This is a genomic window from Winogradskyella sp., assembly GCF_045105575.1.
In the GTDB taxonomy this organism is placed as follows: Bacteria; Bacteroidota; Bacteroidia; order Flavobacteriales; family Flavobacteriaceae; genus Winogradskyella.
This window is the reverse complement of record NZ_JBGCDQ010000056.1, coordinates 1-16,379: the sequence shown is the minus strand read 5'-3', so window position 1 is coordinate 16,379 and position 16,379 is coordinate 1. Positions and strand designations below refer to the sequence as shown.

The 16,379-nt window shown below is 35.1% G+C and carries 10 protein-coding genes; 3 read left to right on the top strand and 7 right to left on the bottom strand.

The window, feature by feature from the left end:
- The first annotated feature begins 47 nt into the window (after positions 1–47).
- On the top strand, positions 48–1,238 hold the full coding sequence (gene sucC, locus AB8B52_RS13135) for an ADP-forming succinate--CoA ligase subunit beta (RefSeq protein WP_406028854.1): 1,191 nt from the start codon (positions 48–50) through the stop codon (positions 1,236–1,238).
- Positions 1,239–1,298: 60 nt separating this feature from the next.
- Here the strand turns inward: sucC and AB8B52_RS13130 are convergent, their stop codons facing one another.
- Entirely contained in the window at positions 1,299–1,568 is a 270-nt protein-coding gene (locus AB8B52_RS13130) for a DUF1456 family protein (protein WP_299106131.1), read from the bottom strand.
- A gap of 15 nt (positions 1,569–1,583) precedes the next feature.
- A complete protein-coding gene (locus AB8B52_RS13125) occupies positions 1,584–2,393 on the bottom strand; it encodes an alpha/beta hydrolase (protein WP_406028852.1) in 810 nt (269 codons plus the stop codon).
- A gap of 141 nt (positions 2,394–2,534) precedes the next feature.
- On the opposite strand from AB8B52_RS13125, the gene AB8B52_RS13120 reads away from it, so the two are divergent.
- Positions 2,535–2,936, top strand: coding sequence for a TerB family tellurite resistance protein (locus AB8B52_RS13120; protein WP_406028850.1), 402 nt, complete (start codon positions 2,535–2,537; stop codon positions 2,934–2,936).
- Between the two features lie 260 nt (positions 2,937–3,196).
- Here AB8B52_RS13120 and uvrB read toward each other — a convergent pair whose 3' ends face one another.
- Positions 3,197–5,200, bottom strand: coding sequence for an excinuclease ABC subunit UvrB (gene uvrB, locus AB8B52_RS13115; protein WP_406028848.1), 2,004 nt, complete (start codon positions 5,198–5,200; stop codon positions 3,197–3,199).
- A 216-nt stretch (positions 5,201–5,416) separates the two neighbouring features.
- Here uvrB and AB8B52_RS13110 point away from each other — a divergent pair, with 216 nt between their 5' ends.
- Positions 5,417–6,286: a polysaccharide lyase family 7 protein gene (locus tag AB8B52_RS13110; RefSeq protein ID WP_406028846.1), complete on the top strand. Its 870-nt coding sequence runs from the start codon at positions 5,417–5,419 to the stop codon at positions 6,284–6,286.
- A gap of 34 nt (positions 6,287–6,320) precedes the next feature.
- Here AB8B52_RS13110 and AB8B52_RS13105 read toward each other — a convergent pair whose 3' ends face one another.
- From AB8B52_RS13105 to AB8B52_RS13090, 4 genes are all read right to left on the bottom strand, one after another.
- On the bottom strand, positions 6,321–8,672 hold the full coding sequence (locus tag AB8B52_RS13105; RefSeq protein WP_406028844.1) for a choice-of-anchor L domain-containing protein: 2,352 nt from the start codon (positions 8,670–8,672) through the stop codon (positions 6,321–6,323).
- A gap of 259 nt (positions 8,673–8,931) precedes the next feature.
- Positions 8,932–13,776 carry a choice-of-anchor L domain-containing protein gene (locus AB8B52_RS13100; RefSeq protein WP_406028842.1) on the bottom strand — a complete coding sequence of 1,615 codons (4,845 nt, stop codon included), beginning with the start codon at positions 13,774–13,776 and terminating at the stop codon, positions 8,932–8,934.
- A 443-nt stretch (positions 13,777–14,219) separates the two neighbouring features.
- Positions 14,220–16,001: a gliding motility-associated C-terminal domain-containing protein gene (locus AB8B52_RS13095; protein WP_406028840.1), complete on the bottom strand. Its 1,782-nt coding sequence runs from the start codon at positions 15,999–16,001 to the stop codon at positions 14,220–14,222.
- A 38-nt stretch (positions 16,002–16,039) separates the two neighbouring features.
- Positions 16,040–16,379, bottom strand: a 340-nt coding sequence (locus AB8B52_RS13090) for a T9SS type B sorting domain-containing protein (protein WP_406028839.1), incomplete at its 5' end; no start/stop codon positions are given.

Below are 16,379 nucleotides of genomic sequence, written 5' to 3'. Positions count from 1 at the left end.
CTATTAGTATGCTTATTTTTGTTCGACCAATAAATTTCTGATAAAAAATGAATTTACACGAATATCAAGGAAAAGAATTATTAAGCAGTTTTGGTGTACGTATCCAACGTGGTATTGTTGCTCAAAGTGCTAAAGAAGCTGTAGATGCAGCGAAAAAATTAACAACGGAAACTGCTACAGGTTGGCATGTGATTAAAGCACAGGTGCATGCAGGTGGACGTGGAAAAGGTGGAGGCGTAAAATTGGCCAAAAACCTTCAAGAAGTTGAAGATATCGCAGGACAAATTATAGGTATGGATTTGGTAACACCACAAACTTCTGCGGAAGGTAAGCGTGTACACCAAGTTTTAGTTGCTGAAGATGTTTATTATCCTGGTGAAAATGAACCAGACGAATATTATATGTCTGTTTTATTAAACCGTGCTACAGGACGTAATATGATTGTATATTCTACAGAAGGTGGAATGGATATTGAAACGGTTGCAGAGGAAACCCCAGAATTAATACATAACGAAGAGATTGATCCTTCAACTGGGATTTTGCCTTTTCAAGCACGTCGTATCGCCTTTAACTTAGGCTTATCTGGTACTGCTTTTAAAGAAATGACAAAATTTGTTACGGCTTTATATACGGCTTACGATAAATCTGATGCGTCTTTATTTGAAATCAACCCGGTTTTAAAAACAAGTGATGATAAAATCATGGCTGTAGATGCTAAAGTAACTTTAGATGCTAATGCCTTATACAGACATAAAGATTTAGAAGCTTTAAGAGATATTCGCGAAGAAAATCAAATTGAAGTTGAAGCTGGTGAGCATGGATTAAACTATGTGGATCTCGACGGAAACGTTGGTTGTATGGTTAATGGTGCTGGCTTAGCAATGGCAACAATGGATTTAATTAAGCAAGCAGGTGGTGAGCCAGCTAACTTCTTAGATGTTGGTGGTACGGCAGATGCTGCAAGAGTAGAAATTGCTTTTGAATTGATTTTAAGAGATCCAGCTGTAAAAGCGATCTTGATAAACATATTTGGTGGAATTGTACGTTGCGACAGAGTAGCGCAAGGTGTTATTGATGCTTATAAAAATATGGGTAACATTTCTGTGCCAATCATTGTGCGTCTGCAAGGAACAAACGCAGATATTGCTAAAGAATTGATTGACAATTCTGGCTTAGATGTCATGAGTGCAACTGAATTTCAAGAAGCAGCCGATAAGGTGCAGCAGGTCTTAGGATAAACTATTTTTCTGTCAGTGTTTAAAAACCTTTCAGGTATTACATATATTAAAAAAAGGTTCTCAATTTTGAGAACCTTTTTTTATATCTTGTTTCTTTTTCTCACCTTTTTTAGGCATCGGTCCTCTTAAATGAATAATTAATCCATTGAGAAAATTTCTTAGAATCTGATCACCACATTCCATATATTTTGGATGATCTTCATTTCTAAACATGGCGTTGAGCTCACTTTTAGAAATTCTGAAATCTACCAATTCTAATATTTTTACAATATCATCGTCTCTTAGCTTGTGAGCTACTCTTAGTTTTTTGAATATGTCGTTGTTTGTCATGCTAGTTGAGTGTTGTTAGTCATTAGTTGTTAGATATTGATAGGCTTCTCCAAAATGAGCAGCCCAAAATTTTTCATTGTGTTGACCACCTTCAATTTTATGCACTTTAAATTGTGTTTCTTTTATGCCTTTAGATTTTAATAAGGTTGTCATTTTTTCTAATTTAGGAATCATAGTTTCGCCTTCATCAGTACCAGCTAAAAAATAAAATTTGGAAGTTTCAGGAATTTCTGTCGTTTTCACTAAATCGAAAATCTCTGGATTTATCCAAAAGGCCGGAGAAAAGACTCCAGCTTTACCAAAGGTTTCAGGATGTTTAAGCGTTGCATAAAATGATAGTAATCCACCTAGAGACGAACCAAATATTGTAGTATGTTCTGCTTCGGGTTTTGTTCTGTAGGTCATATCTATATGCGGTTTTACGGTGTTTTTTATAAAGGTTAAGTAAGCCTCACCTTTTCCTCCGCCATAAGTTTCATTCGGATAAGGTGTGAGTTCATTGATGCGTTTTTTGTTACCATGTTCAATACCAATAATGATACTTTGATTATCGGTAAGACTATCGAGATACTCATCGACTTGCCATTCTCCAGCATAAGCTGTTTTAGCATCAAATAAGTTTTGAGCATCATGCATGTAAATGACAGGAAAAGATTTTTTAGATGTTTCATAACCTTCAGGTAAATACACCCAAATAGTTTTCAACGTATCTAGTTGTGGTGCAGCAATTATGAATTTTGTAACCTGTTTAGAAGCAGTGCTTTGAGCCGCTACTTTGTTCAGAATAAAGGCTAGTATGAGTAAGTAAAAATGCTTCAATTTCATGCTGTAACTGGTGTTGTTTGTTGATAAACGTTTAATAATCTCGACCAAGTACGTTTAATTTTTCGACAAGATACATTATATCAACGACAATAAAATAATCATCCTATGTAACTTTACATAATCCTAAATACCCTCAACATCATGATAAATCGTGCTGAAAAATTGAGCTTACTTTCCGAAATGATTGCGTTCGCTCAAACAGATGAAAATATAAAGGCTATTGAATATAATTTTTTATTTAGTATCTCGAAACAATTAGACATTTCGAAAGAAGATTTCGAATATCTTTTTGAACATCCTGTGACTTACGTCAACTTAAAATCACATAGTGAGCGTATTGTTCAGTTTCACCGATTGGTGTTGCTTATGAATTTAGATCATAAAGTGTCACCTAAACAATTAGTGAAAATTCATAATTTTGGTTTGCGCATGGGATTGAGCCATGAGTCTATCAACAGAGTCCTCGATTTAATGGACAGTTTTCCAAATAAAATAGTACCACCAGATTTTTTAATTGATATTTTTAAGGTTCAGTATAATTAAGTGAAACTCTAATTTTAAAAGCCAAAGGCGGATTAAAATTAGTTAGTTGAACTTATGCCGCTGAAAAGTCTTATCATATCAAATGAGATATTTGTTTCGTATACATTAGAATTGCTGATATCAAATTATCCATTTAAGTATTGAATAATGATCAACTTTCGTCATTATTTTTCATCTTGAAACTATAGATATGGAATTCTAGCTTTTTCTAACTTCTAACTTCTAACTTCAAACTTCAAACTTCGAGCTTCGAACTTCCATCAAACCTTCAACCCTTCCAACTTGCTCTGATAAGCTGCAATTTCATCTCTAAAACGCGCAGCTTCCATAAAATCTAGAGCTTTTGCTGCCTGTTCCATAGCCTTGCGTTTTTCTCTTATTTTCTTTTCGAGCTGTGGCTTGGTTAAGTATTCGCTTTCTGGTTCTGCTGCTATTTTGGCGTCAAGTTCAGTACGATATGTGCTAACTGAATTTTTAGACAAAGCGCTGTCTAAACTTTTATTTAATGCCTTTGGTACCATATTATGTTTGGTATTGTAAGCAATTTGCTTTTCTCTACGGTAGTTGGTTTCATCAATTGTTTTTTGCATGCTATTGGTAATTTTATCAGCATACATAATTGCTTTTCCATTGAGGTGTCTCGCAGCGCGACCTACCGTTTGTGTTAACGAGCGGTTAGATCTTAAAAACCCTTCTTTATCCGCATCGAGAATTGCTACTAAGGAGACTTCTGGTAAATCTAAACCTTCACGCAGTAAATTGACTCCTACCAAAACATCAAAAACACCTTTTCGTAAATCTTGCATAATTTCCACACGCTCTAAAGTATCGACATCACTATGAATGTAACGACAACGGATTGAAATTCGAGTTAAATATTTCGTCAACTCTTCAGCCATACGCTTGGTAAGTGTTGTTACTAAAGTGCGTTCGTCTTTTTCAACACGATCTTGAATTTCTTCAATTAAATTATCAATCTGGTTTAAACTTGGTCGGACTTCAATAATAGGATCTAATAAGCCTGTTGGGCGAATCACTTGTTCCACATAAACACCATCCGTTTTCTGCATTTCGTAATCTGCAGGAGTGGCTGAAACATAAATCACTTGATTTTGAAGCGCTTCAAATTCTTCAAACTTTAAAGGTCGGTTATCCATGGCTGCTGGTAATCGGAAACCATAATCCACCAAATTTACTTTTCGACTACGATCGCCTCCATACATGGCATGCACTTGCGATATGGTGACGTGACTTTCATCCACCACCATTAAGTAATCGTCAGGAAAATAATCAAGCAAACAGAATGGACGTGTTCCCGGAGCTCTGCCATCTAAGTAGCGCGAATAATTTTCAATTCCCGAACAATAACCCAATTCCCGAATCATTTCTAAATCGAATTCCGTACGTTCTTTAAGGCGTTTGGCTTCCAGATGTTTTTCAATACTTTTAAAATAATCAAATTGTTTTACCAAATCATCTTGAATGTCTTTTATGGCACCATTCAATACATCAGGCGACGTTACAAACATGTTTGCAGGAAAGATATTTAAGCGATCGTAACGTTCAATAATTTCATTAGTTCTGGCATCAAACGCTTCAATTTCTTCAATTTCATCACCAAAAAAGTGAATTCTGAAGGCGTTATCTGAATAGCCAGGAAAGACATCAACGGTATCTCCTTTTATTCGGAAGTTTCCATTTTTAAAATCTGCTTCCGTTCTAGAGTATAAACTTTGTACCAATTGGTGCAGTAATTTAGTCCGTGAAATGACCTGATCGCGTTCAATTGAAATGACATTCTTCTGAAATTCTACAGGATTACCAATACCATATAAACAAGAAACCGAAGCAATAACAATCACATCTCGGCGACCAGATAACAGGGAAGAAGTAGTGCTTAAACGCATCTTTTCAATTTCCTCATTAATGGATAAATCTTTTTCTATATACACACCCGAAGTAGGAATGTAAGCTTCTGGTTGGTAGTAGTCGTAGTAAGACACAAAATATTCAACGGCATTTTCAGGAAAAAACTGTTTAAATTCTGAGTAGAGCTGTGCGGCTAAAGTTTTATTATGTGCTAAAACTAAGGTTGGTCGTTGTACTTCTTCTATAACATTGGCAACCGTAAAGGTTTTACCAGAACCTGTAACACCTAATAGGGTTTGGTATTTTTCTTTATTGGTAATGCCTTTTGCTAATTGTTTTATAGCTTGTGGCTGGTCTCCAGTAGGTTTAAACTCGGATTCAATTTTGAATTTCATTTTGTAAAATTAAGAAAAATCTTGGCTTTGAATTGTTACGATATGTTAAGGTTGACGGACAATTTTTGTAGGATGTTTGTATGCGTTGAAACTTGAAGAAAATGAGTGCCATTTATAAAATAGTGTTAAAAAAAATGATTTTGGCTAAAATTGGTTAACCAATTCACGTAAGATGGTTTAGAAAGTATTATTTTTAAAATATAAACTGCGATAAATATGCTTCAAAATTTAATCACCTTTAAGACACTTCGATTAGTTGCCTTAGTGTTTTTGATAGCTTTATCGTCTTGCTCAGCGGAAGATGAAACGACTGTTGACGAAGAAATTACTGATCCTGAAGAAGTAATCGACCCACCAGCAGATGGCACGGCTGCTGCAATTATTGGTAGTGGTTGGAAATTGAATGGTTATACAGGTAATTTAAATATAGGTTCTAATAATAATGGGCTTAATTATGCCGATAATGCAAGTACTGAGGCAAGTCATTTCTTTTTTGAAAAAGATGGATATGCCGCTTTTAAAACCTTTGCTGGAAATCCAACTTCTGGTGGTTCTTCTAATCCAAGAACTGAACTGAGGGAGTTAATTAATGGTGGAAATAACTATTGGAATGGTAATACAAGTGCACAACGTTCTATGAAGATGAGATTTAAGGTAGAAGATCTTCCTCCTTCGGGAAAGTTGGCATTTATGCAAATTCATGAGGAAGATGATGTTTATGATGATATTATTAGAGTGCAAGTTCAAGGAAGTTCTGGTCAAAGTTCTGGCAGTGTCGATTTAAGAATTTTAGGTTATGTCGCCGAGGATCTTTTGGGTAGTGGGCAAACCGTAAACTTTGATATGGAACTAGATACTGAATATTATTTTGAATTAACCATGCAGAATGGAGTGGTGCGCTTGCATAACTTGAATGATAGTGGAAATAGAATAGCCACTTTATTTGTGTCTCAAAATGTAGGTAATGCAGATAATAACTATTTTAAGGCAGGCTGTTACTTGCAATCTACAAGCAACAGTCACTTTAGTTCTGATGTTTATGGACAAGTTCTTATTAAAGACTTAGTTGTTAATCCTGATGATTAAAAAGTAGTATAAGTCTGAGGTTTATTTGAGACTACTAACGTTTCAGCGCAAAATGACCAGTATGGCGTTTACCATCTAAAAAGGTCGCCACAAACCAATAATCGTCTGTTGGGAGTGGGTTTCCGTTTAAAGTACCGTCCCAACCACCACTCGTCGCAGTTTGTTGGGTAATCAGTTTTCCATAACGATTAAAAATCTGAATTGATGCAATTTGGTTGAATTGTGCATCAGTACCAATAACTTGCCACGTTGGATTGTCTTTATCTCCATTTGGTGTAAAGAACTTTGGAAAACCTAAAACAGAAATCTCAGTTTCAATAATACCACAACCATTTTTGTCATTGATGTAAACGGTATGTATGCCAATAGAAACATTAGTAAAAACAAAATTGTCTTGATAGATACCATCAATATCATCTAAAGCCATTTCATAATCTCCTTCTCCAGAGAGTTGAATGGTTACTGTATTATTTGGTGCAATACCGACCACATTAAAGCCTTCAAAATTTGCTTGTTCTGAGGCCAAGACCGTGATAGTTCTGCTAGAAGAACAGCCATTAGGATCCGTAACAATAACAGTGTACGTACCAGGTTCTGTAACGTCGTAAAACAAGGTGTTTACCTCTGTTGTTGTGCCATTAAATTGCCATTCGTAATAATAATTGTTGGATAGGTCATTGAGCACACCTCCAAAAATAGTTAGTGGTTCTGGGAAGGTATCTAAACAATATAAAACCGTTTCATCAGCCTCTAATAATGGAGTGTAAAGTACATTGAGATTGACAGAAGAAATACTAAAGCAGGCATTGCTTGTGGTTACTTTTATATAAATGGTTTGAGAATCTGCAACGTTATTGATAAATGTATTGGATAGCGGATTAGTTTCAGTAAAAGCATCTTCTTCTGTTTCGTAATAGCGAACGTTAGCATTTACAGGAATTAAGTCTATTATGGATGCCTGAATTTCAGTTAAATCGAAGGTACTAAAACCATCCACTACGTCTCCATCACAACCTGCTAAATCTGGAATACTAAGGACATTGTTAGACGTTTGAAGTTCTAAACGTGCAACATTAGTACAATTGGTAGGATTTAAAATACGTGCAAAAACAGATTGATTCGGACTTGTATTTTGAAACGCTACAGCGTCGGTTATAGGATTTGTGTCTGTTCTTGCATCTTGTTCAGACAAATAAAATGAGGTGATGACAGCATTACTATTTCCTGTTAAAATAGCTTCTGTGGCATCAAATAAATTATAAGTAGTGAGTCCGTCTTGATTAAGATCACATTCAATTAAAACCGAATCATTAGCGTTTGGTAATGGAGCATATTCAATAATGGTTTCTCCATAAGCGACACAATTATTGTCTAAGGTGATTTCAACAGAATAAGTGCCAGGTTGGGTTACGGTATAGCTACCACAAACCACACAGTCGGCAGCATCTGTTTGCACCAAAACACCATCTCTATACCATTCGTAAATATTTTGGCCTGGTTCAAATGCATCTAGTTCTATAGCCTCTCCATCACATAGTGCATTGGAAGTTGCAATAAGTCGGTTAGGACCTAAATCCGTTGATAATTGAAAACTGCTAGCTTCTAAGAAAACAGCAGAATCGAATCTTGCATTGCCTTCATCTGCAATGACTAATTTTACTTGATAAGTGACGTTTGGCATCACATTGGCTGTAGCTGTTAAAACTGCTGTTTGGCCATTAAAATTTATGGGTTGATAATTGGAGTCGTTCCAATCACCAAAATAAGTTTCATTTTCTGGTGGACAACTTCCTAGAACACCTGGAGTCACTGTGGTGACTTTTACTGGAGTATTAGTATTTGGAACGAGCGCAATATTTTCAAATTGAGTTTGACTATTAGCTGGTCTAATTAAAAACCCAAATATATCTGAAAACCGACAACTATTAGCGTTGTTTTCTTGGTACTCTTCGGAAGCGAATAAGTATCTAAAACTCACTTGAGATGCTACAGCGGTAAATTCAAATTCTATAATGGTTGCGTTGATGGTACCACTTTCATTAACGGCAGTTTCTAAATCTAAATCACCCGTCCAACCCGTTGCATTATCATCACTTAAACTATCATTTGGGCCTGGAACATTACTAAGTCTTCCAGTACTCAATACAATACCACTTTGAAACGGAAAAGAAGTCCCAGTAGCATCAAAATAGCCATAACTTCTATCCATACTTCCAAACTCACCTCCTACGACATTGGTGACATTAATATTATTAATACAATCACTATCGATTAAAATATCTTCAATGAGTTGCTGTGGTGTATAGGTTTGACTGTCTACCGTAATATTTTGAGCATACGTGAATACGGAAACTAGTAAGGCAGCTAAAAGTAATATTTGCTTCATTTCACATCTAAGGGAGGGCAAAGATAAGCACTAACCTGTAGTCGTATTTTAAAAAGATGTTAAAGAAATGGTGCTTTTAACTTAAAAAGTTATCGACGAAGTGTAAAATGATTCTTAACCTTAAAATCGATAAGTCCTAAAAATTGTAGGTCTTATCGATTTTATGCTAAGCATATGGTGTTGAAGTACTATGGTGTTTAATTAAACTATAAGCACGTATTATAATTTCATTTTAAAGCGAATCATTTATTTTTAGGCATTAGCGTTTCAAGGTAAAATGGCCTTTTACTTGAAAGGCAATAGAGCCTTGTTGTACATCTGCAACAAACCAGTAATCACTTGTTGGCATACGTGCTCCATTATATCGACCATCCCAACCTTGTGTATCTGCGCTGAGCTGTGTTATCAGTTTACCATAACGATCAAAAACTGTAATAATAGTACCTGGTAATGTTTCAATACCTATAATGTGCCAAGTATCATTAGTGCCATCACTATTTGGTGTAAAGAATTTTGGAATGTCAACCACTAAAACTTCTTTAGTAACATTAGCACAGCCATTGAGATCTATAATCGTAACCGTATGATAACCCATCGGTACGTTTTGAAAAACGTTAGACTCTTGAGGTTCATTATCATTAAGCTGGTAGAGGTAGTCACCAATACCGCTAATAGTTACCGTTATATTGTTGGGATCAGAGAAGTCTATTATTTCAGTTGTTTCTATCGTTGCTGACTCTGATTCCGATACTCCAAAATTACGAGTGTTTTCGCAACCAAATTGAGAGGTTACGGTCACCCAATAGTTACCAACATCTGTAATTTCAATTTCAGGAGTCACTTCTCCTGTAGACCATAAATAAGTGTCTGTAGATGAATTTGTGTTTGCGGATACTAATAATGGCAAATTATCAATACAGATCACTTGGTCTCCAATATTTATAACTGGGATAGGATTAACAATTGCTGAAAATTGCGTAACGCTATAACAACCTGTGGCATTATTTTCTAGTCGTGCAAAAATCACTTCACTGTTAAATGCTATATAATTGGTTTCTAAGTCTGTGCTATTTTCATTAGCCTGTAGTTCCGTATTATGATATGTTATGGTATATAAATTAGCGTTTTGACTGCCTAGTATGCTTGAGTTTTGTTGTGTTAAATCAAATTCTAAGAGACCATCAAAGTCATCATCACAAGCCATTAAATCATTTGGTTGATTGGCTATTGGTTGAGGTTCTACATTTAAGTTGAATTCATAATACGTAGAACATTGAGTCGTACTAAACATGGTTCTCACAAATAGTGTATCAAAATCCGTAAGGTAGGTGTAATTTGTATCTAGTGCGTTGGTATTTGCAATAGCATCTGCTTCGTTATCAAAATAACTGAATATAACGTTGAAATTGACATCTCTAGCAATTTCATTGATTTCTGTTAAATCTACCGTATTGCTTTCATTAGCACATACTGTGTATTGCTGAAAGTCATTTATATGAGGTGGTTGATTAACAACCAAGTCAATAGGAAGCGTCGTCGCACAGTTAGAAATGGTATTGGTTACTTTTATGTAAACCGTCTGCGGATTGGATGTGTTTGTATATGCTGCAGGATTTGAAATGGCATTTGTATTAGTTTCAGAATCCTCAAAATTCTCAAAATAGGTTATCACAAGATCTTCTTGTCTTACATCTAAAATATTGTCTTCTGCGATGGTTAAATCAAACTGAAGTGACCCATCTGTATCATCGTCACATTCTATAATGGTATCAACAGGAGCAATCTCTGGTGTGGTAATCACATTAACAACAAATGACGTAATGGACTGGCAAATAGTTCCGTTGTCGATCTGAACAAATATTTGTTGCGGATTTACGGTATTTGCAAATTCTAATGGAATTTCGTTAACATCATTGATAGCATCTGCCTCAGAAGTAAAAAACTTAACTGTTTGTATGTCTGGAATACCTGCAGCAACTTCTGCCATAGTGCCCGAAAAATCAAATAGTACAGAACCATCTACAGTACTGTCATCACAGACAAACCAATCTGTTGGTTCATTGAATACTGGGTTGGTGCCTACTTCAATAGTAAAAGAGGACGTTTCATAACATGATTCATCAGTAATATTATCAATTCTCACATAGATTTGTTGCGGATTAGTAACGTTTTCATAAATACTCGTTTTATCAATAGCATTTGTTTTATTGTCTGCATCTGATTGATTTAGATAGTACGTGACCTCTTTACCAATTTGTCCGCTTAAGGCTTCTGAATCTTTTTGTTCAAAAATGAATTCGCCAAAACCATCCGAGTTATCTTCACAAAAGTTAAGCTCATTCACAAAATTTGATAAATCACCTACAAAAGGTAAAGTGTTTACAATAATATCTAATTCTTCAATAGTGTAACAACCAGTATTTGTATTTGTAACACGCATGTATAAAATTTCTGTTTGTGCTTCGTAATTAGACATATCAGCAATTGTATTTTCATCGCGTTGCGCATCTACTAGCGTATTATGAAACGTTACAGATCTATTTGGTGTCGCCAAAATTGAATTAGGAATACTGTTATTCAAATTTATCGTTGAAAATCCATCTCTATCGGCATCACAAATAATGATATCTAACAGTGGCTCACTTTCTGGTGCAGGCAGTACGGTTACTTCGAAAGAATTATAGTCGAAACAACCTGTTTCAGAAAATGTAATTCTTGGAAATAATGTAAAAGGATTAGTTGTGTTTGTATAGTTATTTGGCAATGCATTTGTATTATCTTTTGCGTCTTGCTCTGTTGGGAAATAGGTAACGACAAAACCTTCTTCGCCATCAGTAACATCGTTGCTTAGGCTAGATAAATCTGTGGTTGTAAATCCATCTTGGTCAGTATCACAAACAATTAAACTTACCACAGAATCAAATTGTATGATAGGAAATAAAACCAAATCAAATTCTTCAACCGCAGTACAGGTTGGGCTTTGCAGACCAATATAAATGGTTTGAGGATTACCTTGCGAGAAATACGGTAATGCTATGTTTATTGGATTGGTTTGGTTATCTCTATCTTCCTCTGTTTCGTAAAAAACGACTGTAACATCTGGCAGATCATTTATAATACCATCGGCAATATTTACAAAATCAACCTCTTCAGTACCGTCACCATCGATATCACAGAAATTGACATCTCTAATATTTGTAGCAGTAAGCAAAAGATTAGTGTGAATTTCAATAGGAGCAATTGACGCACAACCAGAAGTTGAATTTTCTACTCGTATGTAAACCAATTGAAATTCGCTCACCACATTACCATAATTAGTTGGGTTTGTAATAGGGTTAATGCCAGCTAAAGCATCTTCAGGCGATACATGAAATGTTACAGTAACATCGGTTAAGCCTTGCAGTACATTTGGTGTAATTAAAGTTAAATCAAAATTTGCAAAACCATCAAGATCAGTATCACAAGCATCGATGTAGTGTCGGTCGTCCATGTTTATGACTGGACTATCTAAAACGCTAAGTTCTAAAGTTGTTGTGCTTATACAGCCTGTTTCAGGATTTTTTACACTAACAAATAACTCTTCAACGGAGTTTGTATTTATGTATGGCATTGAAAATGCATTAATTCCAGAAGTGGCATCACTAGCCGAACTGTGATAAGTAACCACAAGATTGGTTTGACCAAGCGTTATTTCATTATCTCTAAGTGTGTTTAAATCTGTTCCTGTACTTCCGTCTGCAGTTTGATCGTCACAAACCACTAAAGGTGTAGGATCCGTAATTATAGGTAAAGTATTTACAATAAGATTGAAAGTCGAAAACGCTAAACAACCATTGACGGTATCTTCAATTCTTACATGTATGGTTTGTGGATTACTTGTATTTTGAATGACAGACGTTATTGCATTACTATTACTTACAGCATCTGCATTGGTAAAATGATAAGAAATTGTATAAGTAGAAGCTGGTACAGACGCTAAAACTTCAGCATCTTTCGTCGATAAATCGAACATTTCTACACCGTCGCCACTTAAATCGTCACAAATTGAAAAATCTGTGATAGGATCAGAAGTTTGTGTAGAACTTAAGGTAATATTAATATCATCTTCAATAAGACAAGAGCTTCCTGCTAACGGAAGTGAGATTTCTACTCGGTAATTTCCTGATGCAGCAACAGACAAAGTGGCTTGGTTTTCCGAAGGAATTAACACGTCATTTAAAAACCACTCGTATGTTGCGTTTGTGTTAGCGATATTTCCATCTAAAACTGCACTCGTAGCACAGGTTGAAAAATCTTCACCTAAATCAACAGAGGCATCAAAACTATTCCCTTCTATAAATACGGCAGAATCATAATTTTGATCATTTTGATCTGCAATTACTAATTTAATCTGGTATTGCACATTAGGTTGAATGGTTGCTGTAGCAGACATAACTGTAGTTCTACCATTATAATTAGTGTCACCGACGTTATAACCGTCAAAATATTCTTCGTTAGATGGTGGACAGAAACCTATAATTTCATCATGTATGGTATTGGTATTAACAGGAATTGTAGTTCCTGGAATTAAAGCAATATTAACGTAAGGATCTGTTGTGCCAGCTTCTCTAATTAAAAACGCAAAACCATCGGAATATTCGCATGGAAAATTACCGAAGTATTCTTCTGAAGCTAGAATATAATTGAATTGAATTTGGTTAGAAATTGAGACAAAGTCAAATTCTATAGAGGTGGCATTTACCGTTCCTGAAATACCTAAGGCGGTTTCAAGATCGTTATCAGTAAGCCAAGTGGCATCGCCTTCATTTAAAATGGTATTGTTTTGTCCATTACCTGCAGATGTTGCATTACCAGTGGTTAAAACGATTCCATTCTCGAAAGGAAAATTAGATGCTGAACGCTCAAAATATCCAAAACTACCAATTCCTATGGAAGTTCCGTTTGAGGGTGACGAAATGTTTGAGACTTCTACACAACCTTGTATTAGGGTGTTTTGAATTAAGTCTTGCGGTGAAACTGAATTATCTACAGTAACTTGTTGAGCAAAAGATACACTACAAATTAGGCCTATAAATAAGCAGAGGGAGCGGTTAAAATAAGTCATTAGTTTCGATTAAGTTTAAAAAAATAGTGAAGGGTAGATTTGGGGCTAGCGCAAACACTTCTTTTAATTATGGGCGAAATGTAGTTCTAAAAAAGTTGAAATACAAAAAAATACGTTGAAATACACTAAACGTTAACATTTAAGTGTCAAAACAAGCGTTTAGAATTAAAAAAGACCTCAAAAAGAGGCCTTTCTTCCCAAATTGACTTCAAAGATTTCTAACCTATGAGCTAGAAATTGCTTAACCAGAAACTCAATTTCTTCAAATTGTATCTGTACAATTCCAATTTATAACTAATGGAATTTATAGTTCTTTTATGTTGAGGGTGATTTTAAAATGAGGGAGATATTAACAAGGTTCTTTTTGTTAACGATGCTAAAACTAAATGATGTCTAGGACAACTGCAAAAAAATAAGACCAACGGCTTAAAACTTTAACAATTCTAATAATTTACATACACCCAACCTACAAAAGGTTCGTAATTTGAATCATTTAAATTTAAAATATAGTAATAGGTACCTACAGGAACTCGGTTACCATTACCATTAATGCCTCGGTTGATATTACCATACCATGGCTTACTGTTGTTACCTTCAAAAATTAGAACACCATAACGGTTATAGATTTGTAAGTCGTGCTCTATAAATATATCGTACAAACCTTGAATGTTAAACCAATCGTTAAGTGTATCATTATTTGGAGAGAAGCCTTGAGGAATTTCAGGCGGACAATTTTCGGTAATGAGGTTGAATTGAAAAATTTCGTAGCATGGAGGGCTCGCTAGACGCACATAAATAGTTTCAAGATTAAAAGTATTTGTATAACCACTAGGTATTAATATGGAGTTTAATTCCGTTTCTAAATCGTCTAGAGATTCATAAAACGTGATATCTTCCTCATTATAATCTAATGTTTCAACTGCATTAAATAGATTGTAGGTAGAAATCTCGAAACCTTCATTACATCCAAGAAGTTCGGGAAGCGTTATTATTTCTGGAATCACTAACAATTCAATATTGGCGAAAGTACTGTTGTTGTTTTCGTTTATTTCAGTAACAATGCCATCCATTGTACCAACATCATCTACTATAGCTACAAGGCTAATATTTGGATTTGTATCTTCTTCTAAATTAAGGATCACAGAATTAGATTCGCTGCCATTGATAGCAATAGCATTTAGTGTAGCACTTGCCCCAATAAATACGCCATCAATGTAAAAAGCAATTGGAGTATTGGCTGGCAATATATCTGTACTATTTAGGTTACGTACGGTATAAAATAATTCAATATTATTGTTATCACAGTTAACAGTGAAGTTGTCTATTTCTATCGTAGCATCTGGTAATTGGCTATTTAAAACAGTAATGATATTGTTTATCATTACAAAGTCTTGTCCAGAGGTTAAGCTAATGGTTGCAGACGAATCTCCAATATTTATAAGGTTTTGAATATCATAAACATCAATATCCATATTATATAAATCAGCGTCTCCAGTAAATGAATTGGTACCATTAAATGCATTATTGGCTGGGTTTAATGGAAAATTACTAATTACATTACCGTTTATAGTAAGCTGCTCGTTGACGGCAAGACTACTATCACCTTCCCAAGCAATAAAGCCAATCTTGGCGTTATCGTTGTCTAGTACATTTAAATCGTTGAGAGTTATAGTTAAAAAGTCGGGAACGCTTTGTAAGCCGTCGTAAACATTAACTTGATTGAGTGGCAAACTCACATCTTCGTAAATAATGGTAATTGCCCAACCTGCAAAATTTGTTCCTGTAGGGCAGTACGGTTCAATAATATCGGTAAGATCTAAATTAGATAGTGTATAGGTTGCATTACCTTGATCTAAAATTATAGCAGTGACGTCTGCAAATGCTGCAAAAAACACACGCTCACTACCTAAGGCATCACTAAAAGTGCGTTCTGCAGTGACATCGATACCATTTAATGTAACATCGAAATCACCTGTATCAGATCCAGCCCAATATAAATAAGCCGCAATTATATTCTGACCGCTATCTAAATTTAAATTTGCTGAAGATTCAGTTTGAATTGTACAAGAACCAGCAGATCCATTTTCGGAATTATTCATTGTATTACCAATAGCTGTATAATCGTACCTGCCATTAAATTGTTGAAATAAGGAAATATCTTGAGCTGACAAGGTGTACGATAAACCAAGTAGAAAAGTAAGTACGATATTTCTAAATATTTTCAATAGTATAAGATTGGCAGCTCTAAAATACAATATTTTAATTACCGCTTCAAAGTAAAATGACTCGTAAAGACTCTACCATCTTCTAAGGTGACTCTAAACCAATAATCACTAGTTGGCATTTTTTCACCATTGTAAGTGCCATCCCATCCTACACTCAGCGGATCTAATTCTTTTAATAGTTTACCGTATCTATCGAAAATGTATATGGTGGCATTAGCTTCAAATTGTTCTGTAATGCCATAAACTTGCCAAAAATCGTTAGGACCATCTCCATTCGGTGTGAAAAATTTAGGTAACCCAATTACGGAAACAGCATCTTCAGCAATACCACAGTTATTTTTATCGCGTACATAAACGGTATATAAACCGGGTTCAATA

Coding starts and splice junctions, on each gene's coding strand:
- AB8B52_RS13120 (WP_406028850.1), top strand. CDS start 2,535: ATGATAAATCGTGCTGAAAAATTGAGCTTACTTTCCGAAATGATTGCG.
- AB8B52_RS13110 (WP_406028846.1), top strand. CDS start 5,417: ATGCTTCAAAATTTAATCACCTTTAAGACACTTCGATTAGTTGCCTTA.
- AB8B52_RS13105 (WP_406028844.1), bottom strand. CDS start 8,672: ATGAAGCAAATATTACTTTTAGCTGCCTTACTAGTTTCCGTATTCACG.
- uvrB (WP_406028848.1), bottom strand. CDS start 5,200: ATGAAATTCAAAATTGAATCCGAGTTTAAACCTACTGGAGACCAGCCA.
- AB8B52_RS13100 (WP_406028842.1), bottom strand. CDS start 13,776: ATGACTTATTTTAACCGCTCCCTCTGCTTATTTATAGGCCTAATTTGT.
- sucC (WP_406028854.1), top strand. CDS start 48: ATGAATTTACACGAATATCAAGGAAAAGAATTATTAAGCAGTTTTGGT.
- AB8B52_RS13130 (WP_299106131.1), bottom strand. CDS start 1,568: ATGACAAACAACGACATATTCAAAAAACTAAGAGTAGCTCACAAGCTA.
- AB8B52_RS13125 (WP_406028852.1), bottom strand. CDS start 2,393: ATGAAATTGAAGCATTTTTACTTACTCATACTAGCCTTTATTCTGAAC.